The sequence below is a fragment of the Pantoea sp. FN0307 genome (genome assembly GCF_050113815.1).
In the GTDB taxonomy this organism is placed as follows: domain Bacteria; phylum Pseudomonadota; class Gammaproteobacteria; order Enterobacterales; family Enterobacteriaceae; genus Mixta; species Mixta alhagi.
In genome coordinates this window covers 1,389,223-1,411,665 of sequence record NZ_JBNJSO010000001.1, presented here as the reverse complement: position 1 = coordinate 1,411,665, position 22,443 = coordinate 1,389,223, and the positions used below count along the sequence as shown (strand labels likewise).

Genomic DNA, 22,443 nt, shown 5'->3' with positions numbered 1-22,443 from the left:
TAAAAGAAATGCCATGAACTTTACGCGCTTTGCTGATTATCGATCGTGGAATTAGCTATAGGTGCCACAGGCTTATCAACAGATAGCGGCAGGACGGGAGAGTATAAAAAAAACCGGGCCTGAGCCCGGTTTTTATCATTTTAGCGATTAATGTTCAAACATCGCAGAGATAGACTCTTCATTGCTAATGCGGCGAATCGCTTCAGCCAGCATGCCTGAAAGGGTCAGGGTACGCACATTAGGCAGCGCCTTGATCTCGTCAGCCAGTGGGATGGTATCGCAAACCACGACTTCATCGATCACTGAGTGACGCAGGTTTTCCGCTGCGTTGCCCGAAAAGATCGGATGCGTTGCATAGGCGAAAACACGTTTAGCGCCGCGCTCTTTCAGCGCTTCAGCTGCTTTGCACAGCGTGCCGCCGGTATCGATCATATCGTCAACCAGTACGCAGTCGCGGCCTGCCACGTCACCAATAATATGCATAACCTGAGAAACGTTAGCGCGCGGACGACGTTTATCAATAATGGCCATATCGGTATCGTTAAGCAGCTTGGCGATAGCACGGGCGCGAACGACGCCGCCGATATCCGGGGAAACCACAATCGGATTCTCCAGACCAATCTGCAGCATATCTTCCAGTAAAATTGGGCTACCGAATACGTTATCAACCGGAACGTCGAAGAAGCCCTGGATCTGTTCTGCGTGCAGGTCCACTGTCAGCACACGGTCAACGCCGACGCTGGAAAGGAAGTCCGCAACCACTTTAGCGGTAATCGGCACGCGCGCTGAACGAACGCGACGGTCCTGACGAGCATAGCCAAAGTAGGGGATTACAGCGGTAATACGACCAGCAGAAGCGCGACGCAGCGCGTCTACCATTACAACCAGCTCCATCAGGTTGTCATTGGTAGGGGCACAGGTGGACTGGATGATGAAAATATCGCCACCGCGTACATTTTCGTTGATTTGTACGCTCACTTCACCATCACTGAAACGACCGACGGCGGCGTCGCCCAGGCTGGTGTAAAGGCGGTTGGCAATACGTTGTGCTAGTTCCGGGGTGGCGTTACCAGCAAAAAGCTTCATATCAGGCACGAGAAGAACCTCAGGCTTTGCGTCCAGAGAATGCACACAGGCGAACGGCAACGGGCGCGCTATATCCGTCGCATGCGTGCATACGGGTGTATTAAAGCGTTCTGTGCAGCGTCAGGAACAGGGTGACACTGTCACATTACGCCAGGTGCCCTGAAAGAATGCGGTGAAGAGGCGAAAGGTTTACGCCTTGCGCCACGAATCCCTGCATCCAGTTCGGGGCCAGCTCAAGCACCTGACGGGCTGCGGACTCGGTGTCGAATTCTGCAAACACACAAGCGCCGGTTCCTGTCAGGCGCGACGGCGCGTATTCTAGCAGCCAGGAAACAAGCGCATCAACCTCGCGAAAACGTTTTCTTACGACTGCCTCACAATCATTGCTGAAAGGAGCCTGTAACAGCGCATCAAATGAGCGTACCGGTGAATTACGCATCAGTTCAGGATCGTTAAACACCAGCGGCGTAGAAACGGCAACGCCAGGGTGCGCCACCAGATACCATTTCTCTGCCGGTGCGACAGGCTGTAACGCTTCGCCCACCCCTTCGGCAAAGGCGGCATGACCGCGCACAAAAACCGGAACATCGGCACCCAGCTGCAGACCCAGCGCGCAAAGCGTTTCATTTTCCAGCCCGGTATTCCACAGGTGATTAAGCGCCACCAGCACTGTTGCAGCATTGGAAGAACCGCCGCCCAGCCCGCCGCCCATTGGCAAACGCTTGTCGATAGCGATATCTGCACCAGCCTGCGCCGGCAGCGTGCCGCGATCGGCAGCGGCGCGCATCAACAGTCGGGCGGCGCGCACAATCAGGTTATCTTCATGCGCTACGCCGGGAACCGGTGTTAATAAACGGAGCTCGCCATGGGTCTGCGGTGTGATCCGCAGACTGTCGCCATAATCAAGAAACTGAAACAGCGTCTGCAGATTATGGTAGCCGTCAGGGCGACGGCCAGTGATATAGAGAAACAGGTTTAGCTTCGCCGGGGCGGGCCAGGTGGTAATCATTGTACAGTCCAGCTATCCATGCGCAGTTTAATACGTTTATCGCCTTGTTTTAGCTCAATGCTGGCAGGCAACGCCGGGTTAACCTTGTGGTCATAGCCCTGAATGGTAACGTCCCACTGCTGCCCGTTGCGGCTGTAGCTCAGCGTGCGCAGTTGATATTGATCGTCCAGGGTGAAATCGGTGGCATCGCCCGGCAGGCCGAGCATCCACTGACGCAGGTTCGCCAGCGGGATATCCATGCCGGTCAGCTGTGAGATCATTTTTTCAGCATCGTTGCTGACGTAGCGTTTGCCTTTATTATCCACTAACTGCACCGTTGCGCCCTGCGCATCCAGCTGCAGTTCGGTGCTGCCGAGCGGGTTGGTCAGCAACAGACGATAGCGGTCAGAGGCAGTTTGCTGCCAGTTAAAGCGCGCATAAACTTTTTGCTGGTCAGAAAGCCAGGCAAAAGCGCCGCGCGTTTGATACTGGGTGATTTTTTGTACTGCCTGCTGGTGTTGCTGCCACTGCAATGAGGTAGGACTTTGACCGGGGCCTTGAGGTTTATTGATGGTACAGGCCGCCAGCAATACGCTGGCAAGGGGAAGCAGCCGCAACGAGCGGCGGGTAAACAGATCAAACACCGGGTCATCTCCTCAAACACACTTTTTAGAGCTAAACGAGTAACGCTAATCATTCACTGGTTACCCGTCAACGTGGAATTATCGAAATTCAGTCTTATCAGCTATATCTTATTACAGTCATAGTCTTTGTATGGCTTTTCATGATCTCCCGCATCTTGTAGAATGCGCCTCATAAAACCCCAACAACATTGGGATAACCCGATCTGATTCACCATGACGCTGCTGGCCCTCGGAATAAATCATAAAACGGCACCTGTTGCCTTACGCGAAAGAGTTACCTTCTCGCCGGATACGCTGGATGAGGCTTTAAACAGCCTGCTGGCGCAGCCGATGGTGCAGGGGGGCGTTGTGCTGTCTACCTGTAACCGCACAGAACTCTATCTTAGCGTAGAGCAGCAGGAAAACCTGCATGAACGTCTGGTGCAATGGTTGTGTGAATATCATAACCTGCGCGAAGACGAAGTGCGCAAAAGCCTCTACTGGCATCATGACAATGAGGCGGTCAGCCATCTGATGCGCGTCGCCAGCGGACTGGATTCGCTGGTGCTTGGCGAACCCCAGATCCTCGGTCAGGTGAAAAAAGCCTTTGCCGATTCCCAGCGCGGCCATTCGCTCTCCAGCGAACTGGAGCGCATGTTTCAGAAAACATTCTCTGTTGCCAAACGGGTGCGCACCGAAACCGATATCGGCGCCAGCGCCGTCTCTGTTGCCTTTGCTGCCTGTACCCTGGCTCGCCAGATTTTTGAATCGCTCTCTACGGTTAACGTATTGTTGGTCGGCGCGGGAGAAACCATCGAGCTGGCGGCGCGTCACCTGCGCGAACACCATGTAAAAAAACTGATGATCGCCAACCGTACCCGTGAGCGCGCCCAGCTGCTGGCGAATGAGGTTGGCGCAGAAGTGATCGGCCTGGCGGATATCGATAGCCGTCTGGCGGAGGCGGATATTATTATCAGCTCCACCGCCAGCCCGCTGCCGATTATCGGACGCGGTATGGTGGAGCGGGCGCTGAAGGCGCGGCGCAATCAGCCGATGCTGCTGGTGGATATCGCCGTACCGCGCGATGTCGAGCCGGAAGTTGGCAAGCTCGCAAATGCTTATCTTTACAGCGTCGATGATCTGCAGGCGATTATTGAAAATAATATGGCCCAGCGGAAGGCGGCGGCCGTACAGGCCGAAACCATCGTTGCGCAGGAAAGCAGTGAATTTATGGCCTGGCTGCGCGCGCAAAGCGCGGTTGAGACCATTCGCGATTATCGTGAACAGGCGGCGCAGATACGCGCTGAGCTGGAAGCGAAAGCGCTGGCCGCGTTGCAGCAGGGCGCGGATGCGCAGGAAGTGCTGCATGATCTGGCCCACAAGCTAACCAACCGGTTGATTCACGCCCCTACTAAATCCCTGCAGCAGGCTGCACGCGACGGCGATGGCGAACGCCTGCAGATCCTGCGTGACAGCCTCGGGCTGGACTAGAACAATCCCACACCAATACAGGGTAAATCATACCAGATGAAGACTTCTATTGTTGCCAAACTGGAAGCCTTGCAGGAGCGCCACGAAGAAGTGGAAGCGATGCTTGGCGATGCCAGCGTCATCGCCGAGCAGGAGCGTTTCCGTGCGCTGTCGCGCGAATATGCCCAGCTTACCGACGTCAGCCAATGCTTCCGTCAGTGGCAGCAGGTGCAGGAAGATATCGCCACCGCCGAGCAGATGCTTAGCGACGCGGAAATGCGCGACATGGCAATGGACGAACTGAAAATCGCCCGCGCGCAGAGCGAAGAGCTGGAACAACAGCTGCAGGTGCTGCTGTTGCCGAAAGATCCCGACGACGAGCGCGATTGCTTTGTTGAAATACGCGCAGGCGCGGGCGGGGACGAAGCGGCTATTTTTGCCGGCGATCTGTTCCGCATGTATAGCCGCTTCGCGGAATCGCGGCGCTGGCGCGTTGAGGTGATCAGCGCAAACGAAGGCGAACATGGCGGTTATAAAGAGATGATCGCGCGCGTTAGCGGCGAAGGCGCTTATGGTCGGCTGAAGTTTGAGTCGGGCGGGCATCGCGTGCAGCGCGTACCGGAAACCGAATCTCAGGGCCGTATCCACACTTCCGCCTGTACCGTTGCGGTGATGCCGGAGCTGCCGGAAGCGGAGCTGCCCGATATTAATCCGTCCGATTTAAAAATTGATACTTTCCGCTCGTCGGGCGCGGGTGGTCAGCACGTTAACACCACCGATTCGGCTATCCGTATCACCCACTTGCCTACCGGCATCGTGGTGGAGTGTCAGGACGAACGTTCCCAACATAAAAACAAGGCCAAGGCGCTGTCGGTATTGGGCGCGCGTATCCATGCGGCGGAAATGGCCCGCCGTCACGAGCAGGAAGCCTCCACGCGTCGCAATTTGTTAGGCAGCGGCGACCGCTCCGATCGTATCCGGACCTATAACTTCCCGCAGGGACGTGTGACCGACCATCGTATCAACCTGACGATCTACCGCCTGGATGAGGTGATGGAAGGTAAGTTGGATAGCCTGATCGAACCGATTGTGCAGGAGCATCAGGCGGATCAGCTGGCTGCGCTTGCCGGGCAGGATTAATGGATATTCGCAGTTGGTTAAAAGCCGCCTGCGCCACGCTGTGCGGCGGCGAAAGTCCAAAGCGCGATGCCGAAGTGCTGCTCTGTTTTGTCACGGGAAAATCGCGCAGCTGGCTGATGGCCTTTGATGAGACACCGCTGGATGCGGCGCAGCTGGCGCAGCTCAATGCCCTGATCGCCCGGCGGGCCCGTGGCGAGCCGGTTGCGCATCTCACCGGCGAGCGCGAGTTCTGGTCGCTGCCGCTTACCGTTTCGCCGGTTACCTTAATTCCCCGTCCCGATACCGAAATTCTGGTGGAGCAGGCGCTGGCGCGTCTGCCTGATTGCGCCGTGGATATTCTCGATCTCGGCACCGGCACCGGCGCGGTGGCGCTGGCCATCGCCAGCGAGCGGCCCGATTGCCGGATTACTGGCGTGGATCGGGTGGCGGATGCGGTGGCGCTGGCGCAGCACAATGCGCAAAAGCTGCAGATCGCCAACGTCACCTTTTTGCTCAGCGACTGGTTTAGCGCGCTGAACGATCAAAAATTTGCGCTGATTGTCAGCAATCCCCCCTATATTGATGCCGCCGATGCGCACTTACAGCAGGGCGATGTACGCTTTGAGCCGCTCAGCGCACTGGTGGCACAGGAGCAGGGGCTGGCCGATATCCGACATATTGCCCATGCGGCACGGCATTATCTGCTGCCGGACGGGGCGATAATGCTGGAGCATGGCTGGCAACAGGGTGAGGCAGTGCGTACTATCCTCTCTGCTCAGGATTATCAGAACGTAAAAACCTGCCAGGACTATGCGGGTCACGATCGGGTGACGATCGCCAATTATTAAACAGGGAGATCATGATGGCTGCTTATTATGGCGTAATTAAACATTTCCATTTGCTCACCGTCGCCGTCACGGTGCTGCTGTTTATTCTGCGTTTTTTCTGGCTGCAACGCGGCTCAGCCATGATGTCGCAGCGCTGGGTGCGTATCGTGCCGCATATCAATGATACGCTGTTGTTTATTAGCGGGATAAGCCTGGTAATGATTACCCACTTCTATCCGTTTACGCCGCAGGGTTCCTGGCTGACGGAAAAGCTGTTTGGCGTTATTATCTATGTCGCCCTGGGCGTTGTGGCTTTTGGCCGTCGCCCGCGTGAGGCTAAAGTACGCTGGATTGCCTTTATCGTGGCGCTGGCAGTGCTGGGCATCATTATTAAGCTGGCCGTAACCAAACTGCCGCTTTTGGGGATTGTATGACATCAGTAACAAATATCGATTTTAGCGAAGCGCCGCTATGTGAAGCGGTAATCGCCACCTCGCGCGCTATCCGCCATGACTTTCCGGCAGATGCGGTTAACGCACAGCTGCAGGCGCTGGTAGAGGAAGCGCGGGACTACGTTTCAACGGTACAGGGGCCTGACTTTCAGCTGGAGAAGCTGCTGGAGCTGTTTTATAAAAAGTGGAAGTTTGGCGGTGCCAGCGGCGTCTACAAGCTTTCCGATGTGCTCTGGCTGGATAACGTATTGAATACGCGCCGGGGAACGGCGGTATCGCTCGGCGTGGTGCTGTTGCATATCGCGCATCAGCTGGAGCTGCCGCTGATGCCGGTAATTTTCCCGACGCAGCTGATTTTACGCGCCGACTGGATGGATGGCGAAATGTGGCTGATCAACCCTTTTAACGGTGACACGCTCAGCGAACATACGCTGGAAGTCTGGCTGAAAGGCAATATCAGCCCAACGGCAGAGCTGTACGACGAGGATCTGGATGAGGCGGAGTCATCAACCGTTATCCGCAAAATGCTGGATACGTTGAAAACCGCGCTGATGGAAGAGAAGCATATGGAGCTGGCGCTCAACGTCTGCAACCTGCTGCTGGAAATCGATCCGGACGACCCGTATGAAATTCGCGACCGTGGCCTGATCTACGCGCAGCTCGATTGTGAACACGTTGCCCTGACCGATCTGATCTATTTTGTTGAGCAGTGCCCGGAAGATCCGGTCAGCGAAATGATTAAAGTCCAGATCCATGCAATTGAACAGAAACAGGTGACGCTGCACTAAGCGGCGTAAGCCATTCAATGAAAAAAGGCGAAGGCATGAAAGAAAAAGTTGTCAGTATCGGTGATATTCAGGTCGCTAACGATCTGCCGTTTGTACTCTTTGGTGGAATGAACGTACTGGAGTCGCGCGATCTGGCGATGCGCATCTGCGAACACTACGTGACCGTGACCAATAAGTTGGGCATCCCTTACGTTTTCAAAGCCTCTTTCGATAAAGCTAACCGCTCATCCATTCACTCTTACCGTGGCCCAGGCCTGGAAGAGGGAATGAAGATTTTCCAGGAGCTGAAGCAAACGTTCGGCGTGAAAATCATTACCGACGTGCACGAAGCGTCACAGGCGCAGCCGGTTGCAGATGTGGTAGATGTGATTCAGCTGCCTGCATTCCTGGCGCGTCAGACCGATCTGGTTGAAGCGATGGCTAAAACCGGCGCGGTAATCAACGTGAAGAAGCCGCAGTTTGTCAGCCCGGGTCAGATGGGTAATATCGTCGAGAAGTTTGCCGAAGGCGGTAACGACAAGGTTATCCTGTGCGATCGCGGCGCCAACTTTGGTTATGACAACCTGGTTGTAGATATGCTGGGCTTCAATGTCATGAAGCGCGTCTCTAACAACAGCCCGGTGATCTTCGATGTAACCCATGCGCTGCAAACGCGCGATCCGTTTGGCGCTGCGTCCGGCGGTCGTCGTGCGCAGGTGGCAGAACTGGCGCGCGCCGGCATGGCGGTGGGCATCGCTGGTCTGTTTATCGAAGCGCATCCGGATCCGGCTAATGCGAAATGCGACGGTCCGTCCGCGCTGCCGCTGGACAAGCTGGAACCTTTCCTGGTGCAGATGAAAGCCATCGATGACCTGGTAAAAAGCTTCCCGGAGCTGGACACCAGCAAGTAATTGCCAGGCGTTCAGGATCAAAAAAGCAGCGGCCAAACCGCTGCTTTTTTATTGCTGCTGTTACGCGCTGGTGAGCGCCCGGACTACAGCATAATTGTCATCAGATAGCCGATAAATAACGCCAGATGCGCGCAGCCGTTCAATACATTGGTACGGCCGGTAGAGAACGAGATGTTACACAGGATCAGCACCGCGCCCATCATCACCATATGCGGCGGCTCCAGGCCAAAAATTAGCTCTTGTCCGGTCAGTGCGGCGATCAGCGTTACCGCAGGCACCGTGAGTGAGATGGTCGCCAGCACCGAACCAAAAAAGAGATTCATGGCGCGCTGCACCTGATTTGCCAGCACCGCTCTGATCGCGCCTAAACCTTCCGGCGATAAAATTAATAATGCGATCAGGAAACCGGTGAACTGTTTCGGCGCATCCAGCTCCGTCAGCAAATGTTCCAGCGGCCCGGCGTTCATTTTGGTTACGGTGATCACCGCTACAAGATGAATCACCAGCCAGACAGCGTGCCACAGGCTGCTGTGCGCGGAAGGTTTGCCATGATGCGGATCGTCATCATCGCCTTCATCCTCATGCTCATAAATAAACAGGCTCTGATGCGTTTTGGTCTGGATCAGCAGGAAAACGCCATACATGGCGGCAGAAATGGCGGAAATAATCAGTGCCTGAGTGGTGGTGAAATTGCCGTTCGGCAGGGCGTTAGGAAACACCAGCACCAGAATCGCCAGCGGGAAAATGGCAATCAGATACTGTTTCACACCGGCGAGGTTAACGTACTGCGTGGCAAATTTACGTCCGCCCAGCAGCAGTGCAAAACCCACCAGCCCGGCAGTGACAATCATAATGATCGAATAGAGCGTATCGCGCATCAGCGCAGGCGCTGCGTTGCCGGTTGCCATTAGGGCAGAAATTAAGCTGACCTCCAGAATCACCACTGACAGGCTCAGGATCAGTGAGCCGTAGGGTTCCCCCAGCCGGTGCGCCAGCACATCCGCGTGACGCACGACGCTAAATGCGCTACAGAGGATCCCCACCAGCGCTAACAGATTAATTGAAACAACCAGCGGCATCGTATCTGCGTTACCGTACAGCCACAACACGGCCAGCGCAGCCAGAGGAAAAAAGAGTGAGTATTCGGTATGGCGGGTTTTCTTGCTGTCATGCATACCCATAGGCAATATTATTCTCCTGTCTTAACGGTGCATCCCTTGTTACAGAAACCCAATGGTGAGCCTCTAAAGATTAAACGCTGTTATGTTTTTTACCAGCGCCCACAGTGTAATGACTCTGAATAAATGCGCATTGTTTTTTACTTTCTTTTACTTGTTCTCACAAATGGCATGATAAAGGGCGTTTTTAAATGATTTCCCTTTAAAGCACTTCTTTATCAGCTAGTTAAATTATTGTTAGGCAAAATAAATAAAACCTTTTCAGCGGGGAAGAGCCATGAAATCGGTATTTATGGCAGTTCTGCTGTGGAAAAAATCCGCGAGCGCTGGTCTGGACAGTTTGCGCAAAAAACAATGCCAGGCCACACTTAAACTCACTCATACAGGAGGAAATATGCCTTATAAAACCACAGCTTCACTGCCGGACAACGTAAAAAACGTTCTGCCTGCCCATGCTCAGGAAATTTATCAGGCAGCTTTCAACAGCGCCTGGGATGAATATAAGGATAAAAAGCAACGCCATGACGATGAATCACGGGAGGAAGTCGCGCATAAGGTGGCATGGGCAGCGGTAAAAAATAAATATGAAAAGGGCGATGACGATAAGTGGCATCCCAAAAAGTAGGCTAAGCGCCGGGTACGCCGCGCCGCGCGCCCGGCCCGCATCGGCTGCACTCTGCTTCCCGCCGTGAGTCGCATCAACTGCTGAAAAAATTCCCCTTAAATCCCTCAAGACTTGCGCTAAGCCGCCGATGCTTTTTATAACATCGTACTCTTATGTGATCGGCTTCACGCTTGCAAGCGCTGGCGGAAATGAATAAGGTCTTTTTAATCCTGACGAAACCACAGCGAAGCTATCGGCAACGAAATAAAAGCGGTTCGACAGAGGAAAGAAAGGTAAGGCTAAGGAGGTAAGGTTGTTAACACGCGAATTCTTATTAAAAGCAGACTGTAAAACCGCTTTTGGCGAAATTGAGGAGTCGCTGTTATGGACCTGTGAACAGCGCGCGGCATCGCTGGCAGCGACGCTGGCCTGTCGGCCTGATAACAGTCCGGTATGGATCTTTGGTTACGGCTCCCTGATGTGGAATCCGGTTTTTGAAGCGGAAGAGGTGGCGGCGGCGACGCTGCACGGCTGGCACCGCGCTTTTTGCCTGCGGCTAACGGTGGGACGCGGAACGGCACAGCAGCCCGGACGGATGCTGGCGTTAAAAGAGGGCGGCATTACCAGCGGGCTTGCTTTTCGGCTACCCAACGATCGCCTGCATGAAGAGCTGGAGCTGTTGTGGAAGCGGGAAATGGTGACCGGCTGCTATTTACCCAGCTGGCGCGAACTGACGTTGAAAGATGGCCGTCGCGTCACGGCGCTGGTATTTATTATGGATCCGCGGCATCCCCTGTATGAAGCGGACACCTGCTCAAAGACTATCGCGCCGCTGATTGCACATGCCAGCGGGCCGCTGGGCACCAATGCACAGTATCTGTTTTCCCTGGCGCAGGAGCTGCATCAGCGCGGTATGGAAGATACCGCGCTGTCCGATCTTGCCAGGCAGGTGCGCGAACTTCAGGTCTCGCATCACAGCTTACAGGGCTAGCCTGACAGATTATTTGCTGCGCGCCGGATTAATGAGCCAGGTGCCGGCGCGATTAATCTCCAGCTGCTGGCTGTGTACGCTATCCTCCTGATGCACTTCAATCAGATAACGGCCTGCGGCCAGGTTAAGCGCCGCATAGCCGTTATTGCTCGGCTTCACGTCCAGCGTTTCTCCGTTCAGGCTGACCGTTTCATTACTGCGCAAGCGGAGATAAACCGTGGCCATTGTCGGCCCGCTGCCCTGCGGCTGCTGTTGCGCCGCATCGGTTGTCGTGTTGCTCTCACGGGCGGTGCTGGTCTGCCTATTGCCGCCGCTGTTCACCAGAACGGCGATAGCGATCACCGCCAGCAACGCGCCGCCGCTCAACAAAATTAACGGCAGCGAAACACGACGCGGCGTGCGCGGCGTTAATGGCTCGGCGCTGGAGGCACCATGATTGACTGCCAGCACTACCGGCTCCGGCGTGGTGGCTGCTTCCGGCTCTTTCTCCTGAACCGCATTTACGGCGCTGACCAGCTGCTGTACATCGCTGACCGGCAGGGAAATAAGCGTCGCCAGCTCATCAACGGACTGCGGACGATCGGAGGGCTTCATCATCAGAGCGCGATCCACGGCATGCAGCAACGACAGGGAATAACCTGCGGGCTGACGCTGCGCCAGCGGCTGATAGTGGTCCTCGATACAGCGCACCACGCTGGCTGGCGGCGGGCTGCCGGTTATCAGCGTATGTAGCACCGCGCCCAACGCATAAATGTCGGTCCAGGGGCCCTGTTCGCTATCGGTCTCTTCGCTGTACTGCTCGATGGGCGCGAAGCCAGGCTTCAGCATGATCTCCGTTTCGTCAGAAAGGTTACCGATCTCTTTGCGCGCCGAGCCAAAATCAAGCAGTACCGGCAGCTGGTTATCCTGGATTTGAATATTATCCAGCGCAATATCACGATGCAGATAGCCCGCCTGATGAATGGTGCCAATTGCGCCAAACAGCGGAGGCAGCAGCTGACGTATCCACTCTTCATTAATGGTATCGGGATGCTGATGTTGCCACGCTTTTAACGACATGCCGCTATACCAGAGCGTGCCCATATAGGCGGTGCCGTTCTCTTCCCAGAAACGCAGCACATGCAGCAGTCCGGGATGGTTAAAGCGCGCCAGCAGACGCGCCTCCTGAATAAAACTGCTCAGCCCGGCGTTGTACAGCTTGCCGAATCGCTCGCTGCGCAGGCCAAGCGAAAGATCGTCATTGCGTATCGCCAGCGACGCCGGCATATACTCTTTAATGGCGATGGTGCGCTCCAGCAAATGATCCCACGCGCGGTAGACAATGCCGAAACCGCCGCCGCCAATCACATCCTTGATTTCAAATTCATTGAATCGATGACCCGCCGGGAGGGCGCCAGCCACCATATTCTGTTCTTCATTTGCCGACATAGTTACCACTCTCTGAGCGTTTACGGCCTGTTTACTGCAGGCACGCGCCTGCGTTTAATTTAAGGTGCGGTATGCGCCAATCGCCGGATCGGCGAGGTCGGGATGCAGCGCATCCACCAGCATAACGTTTATCTTTTGTTTGGCGGGCAGCATACCGGACCAAGTTTTGCGCACCGCGTTCACCCGCGCCCGGACCGCCGTAAGGTCCTGGGCCGTGCTTTTATCCATTTTTATCAGCAGCGTGCCGCTGAACTGCCACACATGAAGATGATTATCAAAAGGCAGGATCAGCCAGCTATCTTCCGCGCTGGTATTGGTCACCACCATGCGCTGGTTATTGATATTTACCATGCTTAGCGTGGCGTTGTCCGGCTTCAGACCGATCAGCGGATAACCCTGCCAGAAATTCACTGTGACCGGCTCGCTTTTGCCGTTGTTCACCAGCGTTAGCTCGCTGGCGCCCTCCAGCCAGCCCTCGGTCGAGCAGCTCAGGTTGCGATTATCGGGAATAAACATCGACTGACCGTTATCGTCCCACCAGGTGCGGAAATGGCAGCCGCCCGGCAGTTCGAAGTGCTGTAGCGGCTCCGTGTTGGCGGGGCGAGAGAGATCGAGCGGAGCAGCATTATTGGCGTTTGCCGTCGCGGTTGCATCAGCGGTAACGATGGGCCGCCAGTTTTGTGCTTTCACTGCGGTTCCGCTGGCCAGCGCCGCACCCTGGCTATCCATCATCTCCCACGGCAGCTCCTGCAATTTTCCACACTGATTAGCCAGCAGGGTACCGACGCGGGGCAAAAAGGAGGTTAACACCGTGGAATCTTTGCTTTCGCCGGAAACAATGCGCAGATGCAGCGTTTCCTTACACCAGTCCTGCGGCGCATTGCTGGCGACATTATCAATAAACACCTCCAGTGCCATGCTGGGGGAGTAAACCACGCGATAATTCTCGGCGTTGGCGGCGGAGGCCACGAAAAGCGCCATAACGCCATGCAGCCAAATAACTGCTTTATGGCCAGTCACCCCGGCGCGCAGGGCATGGTGGCAGAGGCGTAATGCGCCCCGCGTTACAGTTAACGCAGAACAATCTGTCAGGAACGACGTTGTGTGCGTGTTTACCATCGGGCCGGACACCCGGCGCAGGCACTTGGTCAGCAATTTCATAACGCTCCTTGAAATTAATCGCGAGGCGGCAACAGGCGTGCCGAATCAGCCAGCGACTGTAATAATGTCGTCTCCTGCGGCGACCCGACCCAAATGGCGATGGCGCTCAGGTTATCGTTTTTGCGGGCCCGGTCGATGGCCTGCTGCATCAGCGTTAACCACTCCTCGCAGCTGTTTACCATGCGCAGCGCCTGCTCCATTTCAGCGGTGGCCAGATGAAGCCAAAAGCCATCGCTGCACACTAAAAAGGCATCGCCATCCTCCAGCGTAATCACCTCGCTGTGGCTGACCTCGCGCATCGCTTCTGCCCCGAGCGCATTATAAAGTAAATTACTGTTAATGCCGGTATTTTCATAACCTGCATCCTTCATTCGCTGCGCCAGACTGTGGTCGTGCGTCACCTGTTTCAGGTAGCCACGGCGGAAATGATAAATGCGGCTATCCCCAGCGTGCGCCCACCATGCCAGCTGTTGAGTCCGGTCAATAAACAGCGCGGCGAGGGTAGTGCTCATGCGCTGTAATTTCGGATTTATCTGCTGTGCTTCGCGGATAGCGCGATCGCTTTTTTCAATTGCCTGATAGCTCGCCTGAACGGTGAATGCCGGAAGCGAACTCAGCGTATCCAGTAGCGTATCGCAGGCGATGCGCGCCGCCTGTTCGCCGCCGGGCAGACCGGCCACGCCATCGCACACCGCAAAGCAGGCGTTTTGTTCAGTCAGCAGATGGCCTACCCGATCCTGATTGTTCGTGCGCTCGCCCTGTTGCGAGGTAATGGCAAAGGCGATATTCATTCGTTCTCCGTTCGCGTCTGAGAGTCTTTGTACTGATTCACTTCCATGTCATAGGCGTGCAAAAAGGCTTCGCCGAACAGAGAGTGAAAATCATCCTCCAGCTCGCCGGCGGTGCGCTGGTAGCTGCGCATAAAATAGTCCCACAGCGCCGCTTTACGATGCGCGGTAAAAGGCATTTTTGGCAGTTGTCCATCCTGACGCGCATTCTCTTCCAGCCGCTGCGGATTAAATGACTGCAGCATGGCGGCGATAATCGCCCGGATCCCGGCGATCATACCGAGCTGATGCGCCTGTAAATCCACCAGCGCATCGCGAACCGCCTGTTCTGGCTGCATAAAGCCTGGCATCTGGCTCTGGTACATCTGCATCAGCACCGTTTTGCCCGACGGTAAAATTTTAAAGGGATTGTTGGCTTCATTCAGGATCATGGTCATTTCAGCCTTAACCCCGCGCTTAAGAATCGAGCGCGAAGAGAGCAGAGCAACAGTACCCTGAGAAAACAGGCTCAGCATGCGGCCCGTCATCCGCATCTGCTCTTCAGTCAATGCATCCTTGCCATGATTATCCAGCCCCATCCCATCCAACAGCGCCTGAATCAGCCGACCATCGCTGCATGGCTGCACGCCTTCAGCGCCTTCTGCCTGCTCGCTGCGGTCGCGCGGCAGCGGGTCGATATCCAGCCGTGCGCCGCTGTGCGCGTTTGTCCGGCTGGAAGCGCTGTCGCTCGCGGCAACGGGCTCCAGCGTGGAGGTCACCAGCGGAGAATAATCATAGTGCGCCATCCCCAGCGGATCGGAGCTCTGTGCGTTTTGCTGAAACAGCGAGAGCGGATCAAAGCTGCTGGCCAGATTCTCGCTGACGATATCATGGCGCGGATCGCGCACATCAATTTGATACTCGCCGATGGTCAGGGTATCGCCGTGCTGCAGCAGAACCTGACTGTCGCGATCCAGCGGGCGTCCATTTAACACCACGCTGGTGACGCTGCCGTGATTGGTTAATCGACATTCACCCTGCGCTGAAACATGAACCACCGCCTGCAGGCGGGAAATGGCACGCGCTTCATCCGGCAGGACTAAATCATTGTCCTGACTGCGGCCAATGGTCCCGCCGGGGGGTAAAAAGTCGACCGTCTGATAGGGCACGCCTGTCTGTTGCACAATGGTAAATCGCATGATGATTCCTGCATCAAAAGTCGGGACAAAAGGCACTACTCAAACATCGGTGGATAAAGACCGTTACGTCCCGGCTGCGCACCTGCGGCCGGGTTAAACAGCAGGGAAAAAAGCTGCGCGTTTAAAATGCCGCTGTGCTTGTGCGTGGCGTGAGGGAACCCGTCACAGCGGTTACTCCACCAGTAGCTGATAAAATGTTGTGGGTTAAAGCGATCGGCGACTTCGCGCCAGCTTAAGGTGCAGGGCAGATCCTGATAACCGATCACGTCCATAATAGCGGAGCGTTGTTTTTCTGGCACTGGCAGCGGGGGCAGCGCCAGCAGGTTTTGCTCCAGCGTATCGACCGGCTGCGATTCGCGTACCGCCTGCAGTAAACAGCCGCCCAGTTGACGATACCAGTCGCCGGCGATAATCAACTGCGCCGGATGCCACTGTTCAGGGGTAAAGGTTTTTACCGCCACCAGCGGCCAGCTGCGGCCTACGCGATCGCGGGAGGGCAGCAGGCAGCCCATCTGGATGCGCTGGAAACCGGGCGTGACTGGAATAATAAAGTTCCACACTGGTGCACGCTGAAAGGCTTCCGCCGTCACCTTTTGCTGGTGCCACTGGGTGATACCCTGCTGAAACCAGTTGGACCAGCCGGTGACCAGGCTATCCGACAGCCGACGCTGCAGGAAATCGCCGGTAACCGGTAGCTTGCCATACCAGCCCGGAGCTAATTTCTCCGCCATAACCGTTTCCTCACTGATGCCGATTGCCCGCTCGCTGCGTTGTTTCTGCGGACGCGATCACAAACTGACTGCCGTCCGGCGTTGAGTCCGCCAGACTGGCTGCCAGCTTGCGCATAATTAATGCGTTGTCGCGAGCGAAAGGCGACGACTGTATCTGCCGATCCAGCAGTTGGCTAAGATGCCAGTCAAGCTGCTGAAGATCGTGCGTGGTGACGTTCGCCGGCAGGGTACGCTGTAAGTTCTGCATCAACCAGCCGCGCAGGAATTCGCCGTCATAATTGCGCGGCTGATAAAGCATCTGATAGGCGCGCAGGGCATTACGGCTAAATTCGCTGTCATTACCTTTATCACTGCCTAAAATGCGCGTGATTTCCTGCGCCACGCGTGGCAGCAGCAACGATTTCAGGGCGTTCTGATAGAGTACCCCAGCGGCGTCGCTAACCTGATCGCCGCGATAGAGTCCGGCCCGCATACTGAGCGGCGGATTATCCAGGGAAAAACGCTCTACCTGCGGCAACTTCACCAGGCTATTCAAATAGGGTAGCAGATCGAAAATGGTGCCGGCGTTTTGCCGGGCAAGTTCCTCGCCCTGATGTGTCAACGGCGGGACGCGCTGTGCAATCTGCTGAAGATAGTGCTGGTTTTGCAGATAGCTGGTAAACCAGAGCCCGCAGGCCAGCAACAGCCCGGCGGCCATCGCGCCATAGGCGGTCCAGTGCAGCAGGCGATTACGGTCTTCCCAGCGGCTATCGCTGCCGGCCAGCCCGCTTTCTTCAAAGATCAGGTCGCTCAGCAAGTGGCGGATAAAATAACTTTGCCCTTTGTTACCGGGAATGGGCGCGGCACGGTTCACGCTGTCCCAGGCGGCAATAGAGTGTTCGCCGGTGCGCGGCAACTGTAGTTTACGCGTCAGCTGCCCCATAATGCGATCGAACGGCAGGCCTTCCTGCGTGCCGCTGGTAAAGAACAGGCCGCGCGGCGACCAGGCAACCGCGCCGCCGACCGGCGAAAAAACAATATCCAGGTACTCTGCCAGAAGCGGACGCAGCGAGGCGAACTCCTGCGGGAACAGGAAGCAATCGGCGCGCTGCATCAGCTCGTTCTGCTGTTCCATGCGGTGCGCCACGTCGCGCTGTAGCTGCTGCTGCAACAGGGTAAACTGCTGCTCGAAATGGCCACTAAGCGGCGTGCTGCCGTCGCGGTGCGCCTCCCAGGGGAAGGTAAAGCCCCAGATGCGGTCGCGCTGCTGCTTATCCAGCGTGGCGAAATAGCCCATAAAGCCTTTCAGCAGATCGGTTTTTGTCACCATGATATAGACCGGAAACGCAATGCCGGTCTGCTGATGCAGTTCATGCATGCGTTGCCGCAGGGCGGTGGCCTGGGCATAACGCGCTTCGGCAGCATCGCTGAGCAGATCGGCGACGCTTATCGTCATGATTACGCCGTTGATCGGCTGACGCGCCCGAAAGCGTTTCAGCAGGGCGATAAACGTTTGCCATTCGCTGGCGTCGCGGGCGCGCTGGCTCTCCTGCAGGGTATAACGTCCTGCGGTATCCAGCAGGACGGCGCGATCGGTAAACCACCAGTCGCAGTGGCGCGTGCCGCCGATGCCGCGCACGGCGCTTTTGCCGAGGCTATCAGTTAATGGAAACTCCAGACCAGAGTTCAGCAAGGCGGTGGTTTTACCGGCGCCAGGCGCGCCGACAATCATGTACCACGGCAGCTGATAGAGCCACGGCGCGCTGTAGCGCTGCCAGCGGCTGCCATGACGCTTACGGCCAAACTGCGTTTTTTTCAGCAGAGTAATGGCTTCGTTAAAGCGCTCGGTCAGCATGCTTTCCGTTGCCTGTTGCTCTGCCGGGTCAAGCATCGCCTGCTGCTGCAGGTTCGTCAGTAGACGATTATTGAACCAGGCGTTATACAGTCGGGGGATCAGCTGCATCAGGATCCAGAAAAAATAGGCGAGCCCAATCACCAGCTGGCGATTAAACACCGGCTCCAGCGGGCGCGCATCGTTAATGACCAACAGCGGGCCAACAATCCAGATCAGGCAGGCAAAGGCGCTAATGCCGATAAAGCCCCAGGCCAGACGACTGACAAGCAACGGGGGCCATGCTTTCTTCATTACGGCTTCTCCTTTTGCGCAGGGTTCACCGGCGCGGCGAACAGCGTAATTTCGATACGTCGATTACGGGCGCGATTTTCTTCACTGTCGTTCGGCAGGAGCGGATCGCTATCGCCGCGTCCCTCCGCCTTGATCTGATGTCCGGCGGTGAGTTGCTGATTCAGCAGGGCGGCGATGGTTTTCGCCCGTGCCAGAGAAAATTCATAGCTCGACGGAAAACGATTAGTGCGCGGCACGCGGTTATCGGTATAGGCGGAAACCAGCAGAGTGCCTTTAATATCCTGTACCGCGTCGGCGACACGCATCAGCAACGCGCGCCCTGAGCTATTCAGCGCGGTGGCACCCGGTTCGAAAAGTTTATCGGAGGAAAGAATAATTTTACTGCCAAAAGCACCATCACTGACTTCCAACTGACCTGCGGCCAGCACATCGCTTAAGCGCTGGCGTAAATTGAGTAGCGACTGCGGCGTCGCCGCGCCGCGTGACAGCGTCACTTCAGGCAACGGTGCCTGATAGATAGCGCGCAGCACCGGTTCAGCCTGGCTGCCCAGCCGCCAGTTAAGGCCGCTATAAATCAGCCCGGCAATTAAGGCGGTAATCAGCAAACAGCTCCAGATCGGCACCGGCGGTCGCCAGAACTGGCTGGAGAGCGGCCTGGCCTCAACCGTCACGCTGGTGGGGGTATTCTGATCCTGCCGGGTTTCGGCAATCAGTTGTCCAAGGCGAGTGCGCAGAGTATCGCGCTGTTGACGGCCATTTTCGATGCCGCGATAGCGGCCTTCATAGCCCAGCAGCAGACAATAGTGGATCACTTCCAGCAGCGCCAGATGCTGGGCCGGATTTTGCGACAGGCGGGAGAGCAGCTGAAAAAACTTCTCGCCGCCCCAGCTTTCGTTATGGAAGGTCACCAGCAGGCCGTTGCCCGACCAGACGCCACGAATGCCCCAGGGCGTCTGTGCTGCCGCTTCGTCCAGCGTGCTGCAAAGACAGTAGCGGGCGCCGATAATGGTTTCAAACGGCAACCCGGCCTGCTTGCAGCGGTTTTCAAACTGACGCACTTCTTCCACCAGTTGCAGGCGCAGCCCGGCCGGATCGTCATGCGTGGCAGCCATACGAATATGCACAATGGTATTCAACAGCGGGGAGGCCGCTGCCAGTAATATATTATCCGTGCTCGTGTTGTGTGCTTCACGGGCAGCATCTACAGGCGTCATTGAATCACATTATTCCAGACCGAAAATATCCCATTTTCAGCAGTAACCGGGAGTTCCTGCCGGGTTATGCACCGGCAGGCGTAGTTTAATCAAGGATCCAGGTAGCGGTATTGGCTTTGCGACAGGCTTTACTGGCGCCGCCGACATCTACACAGACTTGCTTAGTGGCGCGGCGTGGACGCGGACGATCGTTGCGCAGCGTCTGCTCATAACGATCGCTGGGCACGCCCGCTTTCATCGGCACATAGCCGATAAGCTGCGTATCATCAGGCTCGGCGATGGCCAGCCAGTTATTTTCCACCTTGCCCAGCACCTGGAAAGGCTTGCCGTTTTCCAGATAGCGCACCACTTTGCCGCCGTAGTCGGGCGTGGTCATCACCGAAGCGTTGTACAGCGCGCGATAGCTTTCATCAATCGGCGTAAACTCGCCGGGCGCACTGACCGCATGACGATGGACCAGCGTCATGCCGTTGACGGTGCTGCTAACCAGCGTGTCGTCATTGACGGGCGGTGCAGGTGGTTTACAGCCAGCAACGGTCATAACAGCGAGTAATGTCAGCGCGAAACGAATTTTCACTTTGATCCTCACGATCTCATCAGATTATCTGGACAAAAGCCAGAGCGTGTAGCGCAGAGACGCGACGGGCAAACCTGATGCTTGCCGAAATTTGACGCGGCTGGCTGGAAAAATTGCTCAGATTTACAGAAAGATAAAACCAGGCTCAGTCTACCTGACACTTTTGAGATTTCAAACCATTGCGCGAGTCTGTTTCTCATGTTACTTGCGCGCCGTGCGTCACCTTAGCGGCATCGCCCGACGGCAGCGTCAGAACATTATCTGGCAAGTATAGACAGCAAAGCAGGCGCGGCGCAGGCTTAATGCAACGCGCGAAAAAAGAAAGGGCAGAGGGAAAGGGATATCGCCCGACAGCGCGCATGCACCGCCAGGCGAACTCTTTCAGAATTTACAGACGGAAGTGGCCTGCAGTATCGGCCAGCTCGTTAGCCTGAAACTTCAGCGCGCCGGCAGCGGCGGTAGATTGCACCACCAGTTCGGCATTCTGTTGCACCATTTCATCCAGTTTGCCAATAGCCAGATGTACGCCCTGAATGCCGTGCAGCTGCGTTTCACTGGCCAGCGTAATACCTTCCATGATTTCAGAAACGCTGGCCACATTGCTGACGATATCATCCATGCTTTCGCCCGCCATGCGGACATAGTGTGAGCCGGTCGCCACGCTCTGCGTGGTGCTGTCGATCAGGGTTTTAATCTCTTTCGCCGCTTGCGCGCTGCGCTGCGCCAGATTACGCACTTCACCGGCGACCACGGCAAAACCACGTCCTTGTTCACCGGCGCGCGCGGCCTCGACCGCAGCGTTAAGCGCCAGAATATTGGTCTGGAAGGCGATGCCGTCGATCACGCTGATAATATCGCCAATTTTACCCGATGCCTGTTCAATGGTTTCCATGGTGGCGATCACGCTGGAGACCACTTCGCCGCCACGTCGCGCGGCTTCAGAAGCGGAGGCCGCCTGCTGATTCGCCTGCATTGCCGACTGGGTTGATTCGGTTACCGACTGGCTAATCGCATCCATCGCGCTGACCGTTTCGCGCAGGTTATTCGCTGCCTGCTCGGTACGCCCGGAGAGATCGGCGTTGCCGCTGGCGATCTCATTGGCGGCAACCTGCACTGAGGCGCTGGCGTCGCGCAACTGCGTCATCACCGTAGCCAGCTTATCGGTAAAGGCGTTAAAGGCGCTGGCGATTTGCGAGACTTCATCATTGCCGTTGACCGGCAGGCGCTGGGTCAGGTCGTTATCGCCAGAGCTGATCGCATGCATCGCATCACGAATCGACAGCAGGCGACGCATCAGCGCGCCAATCAGCAGACCGATTACCAGTGCGGCGACCAGCACCAGTAGGATCAGCGAAACCGCGGAGGCAGAAAGCAGCGAATGCATACCGGCGTACGCTTCCGCACGATCCAGCGCAACCACCAGATACCAGTCGGTGCCGCTAACCGGTTTCGCCAGCAGCAGCTTGTCCACGCCGCTCAGCTGTGCTGCCACCGGCGTGTCGCTGCGCAGCAGGGCGGGTACGTCAAGGTCGGGCAGCAGATTTTTCACCGGTTTCAGCGCCATATCCGCATCGCTGGTGGTCACAATCATGCCGTTTTTATCGATCAGCAGGCCGCTGCTGGCGGGCGTAGGGTGAATAGAGCCAACGTTTGCGACAACGCTATCCATGGCCACATCGCCGGAGAGCACCGCCTGCAGCGTACCGTTCTCTGTTACCGGAATGGCGAAAGCCACCACCAGCTTACCGCTGGTGACATCGACATAGGGCGGCGTCACGATCGGTTTTCCGGCTGCCTGCGCCTGCAAATACCACGGACGCCCCGTTGGATCAAAGTCAGGGGGAATGCCGGTCGCATCGGAAAATTTCGCTATTTTGCTGGCGTAGCCGGCATAAACGTTAGTAAAGCCGCCCGCAGCCGCCACCTGGCGGAACGCCGGGACCGGATCGGCCTCCAGCGCCACCGGCTGCAGCGAGGCGATCATGGTGGACTTGCTGTTAACCCATTCGGCAATCGCGGCATTATGGCTGTCGGCTACCGCTTCCAGCGTGCTGGTAATGGCCTGCTGATTATATTTTTCCGTTACCAGATAGTTCAGCGTGGCGTTGATTATCAACGCCACCACCACGCAGGCGGTAGTAATAGCAACAATACGGGCACGAATTGAAGAAAGCATGGTGGAGCCTCATGAAACCGAGATCAGTTCTTACGGTATCGGTTATCAG

Annotated in this window: 21 protein-coding genes; 8 read left to right on the top strand and 13 right to left on the bottom strand. The window is 56.4% G+C overall.

Features of this window, described 5'->3' with window-relative positions:
- Positions 1–147: 147 nt before the first annotated feature.
- From prs to lolB, 3 genes are all read right to left on the bottom strand, one after another.
- The gene (gene prs / locus ACQE3Z_RS06590; protein ID WP_038626473.1) at positions 148–1,095 is read right to left on the bottom strand and encodes a ribose-phosphate diphosphokinase; all 948 of its coding nucleotides are present in this window, start codon (positions 1,093–1,095) and stop codon (positions 148–150) included.
- A gap of 136 nt (positions 1,096–1,231) precedes the next feature.
- Positions 1,232–2,095: a 4-(cytidine 5'-diphospho)-2-C-methyl-D-erythritol kinase gene (gene ispE, locus ACQE3Z_RS06585; RefSeq protein WP_426972803.1), complete on the bottom strand. Its 864-nt coding sequence runs from the start codon at positions 2,093–2,095 to the stop codon at positions 1,232–1,234.
- Complete coding sequence (gene lolB / locus ACQE3Z_RS06580; protein WP_250652715.1) at positions 2,092–2,709, bottom strand: lipoprotein insertase outer membrane protein LolB; 618 nt, start codon at positions 2,707–2,709, stop codon at positions 2,092–2,094. Before lolB ends, ispE begins: the two co-directional genes overlap by 4 nt.
- 222 nt (positions 2,710–2,931) lie before the next feature.
- Here lolB and hemA point away from each other — a divergent pair, with 222 nt between their 5' ends.
- The 6 genes from hemA to kdsA are packed head-to-tail and all read left to right on the top strand — an operon-like array spanning position 2,932 to position 8,243.
- Positions 2,932–4,188 (top strand): glutamyl-tRNA reductase, encoded by a 1,257-nt coding sequence (hemA, locus tag ACQE3Z_RS06575; protein WP_426972801.1) that lies wholly within the window; start codon positions 2,932–2,934, stop codon positions 4,186–4,188.
- A 36-nt stretch (positions 4,189–4,224) separates the two neighbouring features.
- Positions 4,225–5,307 carry a peptide chain release factor 1 gene (gene prfA / locus ACQE3Z_RS06570; protein ID WP_085071902.1) on the top strand — a complete coding sequence of 361 codons (1,083 nt, stop codon included), beginning with the start codon at positions 4,225–4,227 and terminating at the stop codon, positions 5,305–5,307.
- Positions 5,307–6,134, top strand: a complete 828-nt coding sequence (gene prmC, locus ACQE3Z_RS06565) for a peptide chain release factor N(5)-glutamine methyltransferase (protein ID WP_426972800.1) — start codon at positions 5,307–5,309, stop codon at positions 6,132–6,134. Before prfA ends, prmC begins: the two co-directional genes overlap by 1 nt.
- Before the next feature lie 14 nt (positions 6,135–6,148).
- Complete coding sequence (locus ACQE3Z_RS06560; protein ID WP_250652716.1) at positions 6,149–6,547, top strand: SirB2 family protein; 399 nt, start codon at positions 6,149–6,151, stop codon at positions 6,545–6,547.
- Positions 6,544–7,353, top strand: a complete 810-nt coding sequence (gene sirB1, locus ACQE3Z_RS06555; protein WP_426972798.1) for an invasion regulator SirB1 — start codon at positions 6,544–6,546, stop codon at positions 7,351–7,353. Before ACQE3Z_RS06560 ends, sirB1 begins: the two co-directional genes overlap by 4 nt.
- A 35-nt stretch (positions 7,354–7,388) precedes the next feature.
- Positions 7,389–8,243, top strand: coding sequence for a 3-deoxy-8-phosphooctulonate synthase (kdsA, locus tag ACQE3Z_RS06550; RefSeq protein ID WP_085072369.1), 855 nt, complete (start codon positions 7,389–7,391; stop codon positions 8,241–8,243).
- A gap of 83 nt (positions 8,244–8,326) precedes the next feature.
- On the opposite strand, the gene chaA is transcribed toward kdsA, so the two are convergent.
- Positions 8,327–9,418, bottom strand: a complete 1,092-nt coding sequence (chaA, locus tag ACQE3Z_RS06545; RefSeq protein WP_426973077.1) for a sodium-potassium/proton antiporter ChaA — start codon at positions 9,416–9,418, stop codon at positions 8,327–8,329.
- Positions 9,419–9,815: 397 nt separating this feature from the next.
- On the opposite strand from chaA, the gene chaB reads away from it, so the two are divergent.
- Both chaB and ACQE3Z_RS06535 read left to right on the top strand, forming a co-directional pair.
- The gene (gene chaB, locus ACQE3Z_RS06540) at positions 9,816–10,046 is read left to right on the top strand and encodes a putative cation transport regulator ChaB (protein ID WP_426973076.1); all 231 of its coding nucleotides are present in this window, start codon (positions 9,816–9,818) and stop codon (positions 10,044–10,046) included.
- 292 nt (positions 10,047–10,338) lie between these two features.
- Positions 10,339–11,016 (top strand): gamma-glutamylcyclotransferase, encoded by a 678-nt coding sequence (locus ACQE3Z_RS06535; protein WP_426972797.1) that lies wholly within the window; start codon positions 10,339–10,341, stop codon positions 11,014–11,016.
- A gap of 9 nt (positions 11,017–11,025) precedes the next feature.
- Here the strand turns inward: ACQE3Z_RS06535 and ACQE3Z_RS06530 are convergent, their stop codons facing one another.
- From ACQE3Z_RS06530 to ACQE3Z_RS06490, 9 genes are all read right to left on the bottom strand, one after another.
- Complete coding sequence (locus ACQE3Z_RS06530) at positions 11,026–12,444, bottom strand: serine/threonine protein kinase (RefSeq protein ID WP_426972796.1); 1,419 nt, start codon at positions 12,442–12,444, stop codon at positions 11,026–11,028.
- 54 nt (positions 12,445–12,498) lie between these two features.
- Positions 12,499–13,425, bottom strand: a complete 927-nt coding sequence (locus ACQE3Z_RS06525; protein WP_426973075.1) for a hypothetical protein — start codon at positions 13,423–13,425, stop codon at positions 12,499–12,501.
- 194 nt (positions 13,426–13,619) lie between these two features.
- Positions 13,620–14,396 carry a PP2C family protein-serine/threonine phosphatase gene (locus tag ACQE3Z_RS06520; RefSeq protein ID WP_426972795.1) on the bottom strand — a complete coding sequence of 259 codons (777 nt, stop codon included), beginning with the start codon at positions 14,394–14,396 and terminating at the stop codon, positions 13,620–13,622.
- Positions 14,393–15,571, bottom strand: a complete 1,179-nt coding sequence (gene tagH, locus ACQE3Z_RS06515) for a type VI secretion system-associated FHA domain protein TagH (protein WP_426972794.1) — start codon at positions 15,569–15,571, stop codon at positions 14,393–14,395. The genes ACQE3Z_RS06520 and tagH overlap by 4 nt, the downstream gene beginning before the upstream one ends.
- Positions 15,572–15,606: 35 nt before the next feature.
- Complete coding sequence (tagF, locus tag ACQE3Z_RS06510; protein ID WP_426972793.1) at positions 15,607–16,302, bottom strand: type VI secretion system-associated protein TagF; 696 nt, start codon at positions 16,300–16,302, stop codon at positions 15,607–15,609.
- A 10-nt stretch (positions 16,303–16,312) separates the two neighbouring features.
- Positions 16,313–18,427, bottom strand: a complete 2,115-nt coding sequence (gene tssM / locus ACQE3Z_RS06505) for a type VI secretion system membrane subunit TssM (RefSeq protein WP_426972792.1) — start codon at positions 18,425–18,427, stop codon at positions 16,313–16,315.
- A complete protein-coding gene (gene icmH / locus ACQE3Z_RS06500) occupies positions 18,427–19,641 on the bottom strand; it encodes a type IVB secretion system protein IcmH/DotU (protein ID WP_426972791.1) in 1,215 nt (404 codons plus the stop codon). The genes tssM and icmH overlap by 1 nt, the downstream gene beginning before the upstream one ends.
- A gap of 85 nt (positions 19,642–19,726) precedes the next feature.
- Positions 19,727–20,182, bottom strand: a complete 456-nt coding sequence (locus ACQE3Z_RS06495) for an SH3 domain-containing protein (RefSeq protein ID WP_426973073.1) — start codon at positions 20,180–20,182, stop codon at positions 19,727–19,729.
- Between the two features lie 424 nt (positions 20,183–20,606).
- Positions 20,607–22,394 (bottom strand): methyl-accepting chemotaxis protein, encoded by a 1,788-nt coding sequence (locus ACQE3Z_RS06490; protein ID WP_426972790.1) that lies wholly within the window; start codon positions 22,392–22,394, stop codon positions 20,607–20,609.
- Positions 22,395–22,443: the final 49 nt, after the last annotated feature.

Bases quoted from the DNA above. Each gene is read 5' to 3' on its own strand.
- ispE (WP_426972803.1), bottom strand. From the start codon at position 2,095: ATGATTACCACCTGGCCCGCCCCGGCGAAGCTAAACCTGTTTCTCTAT.
- hemA (WP_426972801.1), top strand. From the start codon at position 2,932: ATGACGCTGCTGGCCCTCGGAATAAATCATAAAACGGCACCTGTTGCC.
- prfA (WP_085071902.1), top strand. From the start codon at position 4,225: ATGAAGACTTCTATTGTTGCCAAACTGGAAGCCTTGCAGGAGCGCCAC.
- prmC (WP_426972800.1), top strand. From the start codon at position 5,307: ATGGATATTCGCAGTTGGTTAAAAGCCGCCTGCGCCACGCTGTGCGGC.
- ACQE3Z_RS06560 (WP_250652716.1), top strand. From the start codon at position 6,149: ATGGCTGCTTATTATGGCGTAATTAAACATTTCCATTTGCTCACCGTC.
- sirB1 (WP_426972798.1), top strand. From the start codon at position 6,544: ATGACATCAGTAACAAATATCGATTTTAGCGAAGCGCCGCTATGTGAA.
- kdsA (WP_085072369.1), top strand. From the start codon at position 7,389: ATGAAAGAAAAAGTTGTCAGTATCGGTGATATTCAGGTCGCTAACGAT.
- chaA (WP_426973077.1), bottom strand. From the start codon at position 9,418: ATGCATGACAGCAAGAAAACCCGCCATACCGAATACTCACTCTTTTTT.
- chaB (WP_426973076.1), top strand. From the start codon at position 9,816: ATGCCTTATAAAACCACAGCTTCACTGCCGGACAACGTAAAAAACGTT.
- ACQE3Z_RS06530 (WP_426972796.1), bottom strand. From the start codon at position 12,444: ATGTCGGCAAATGAAGAACAGAATATGGTGGCTGGCGCCCTCCCGGCG.
- ACQE3Z_RS06525 (WP_426973075.1), bottom strand. From the start codon at position 13,425: ATGGCGCTTTTCGTGGCCTCCGCCGCCAACGCCGAGAATTATCGCGTG.
- ACQE3Z_RS06520 (WP_426972795.1), bottom strand. From the start codon at position 14,396: ATGAATATCGCCTTTGCCATTACCTCGCAACAGGGCGAGCGCACGAAC.
- tagH (WP_426972794.1), bottom strand. From the start codon at position 15,571: ATGCGATTTACCATTGTGCAACAGACAGGCGTGCCCTATCAGACGGTC.
- tagF (WP_426972793.1), bottom strand. From the start codon at position 16,302: ATGGCGGAGAAATTAGCTCCGGGCTGGTATGGCAAGCTACCGGTTACC.
- tssM (WP_426972792.1), bottom strand. From the start codon at position 18,427: ATGAAGAAAGCATGGCCCCCGTTGCTTGTCAGTCGTCTGGCCTGGGGC.
- icmH (WP_426972791.1), bottom strand. From the start codon at position 19,641: ATGACGCCTGTAGATGCTGCCCGTGAAGCACACAACACGAGCACGGAT.
- ACQE3Z_RS06495 (WP_426973073.1), bottom strand. From the start codon at position 20,182: ATGACCGTTGCTGGCTGTAAACCACCTGCACCGCCCGTCAATGACGAC.
- ACQE3Z_RS06490 (WP_426972790.1), bottom strand. From the start codon at position 22,394: ATGCTTTCTTCAATTCGTGCCCGTATTGTTGCTATTACTACCGCCTGC.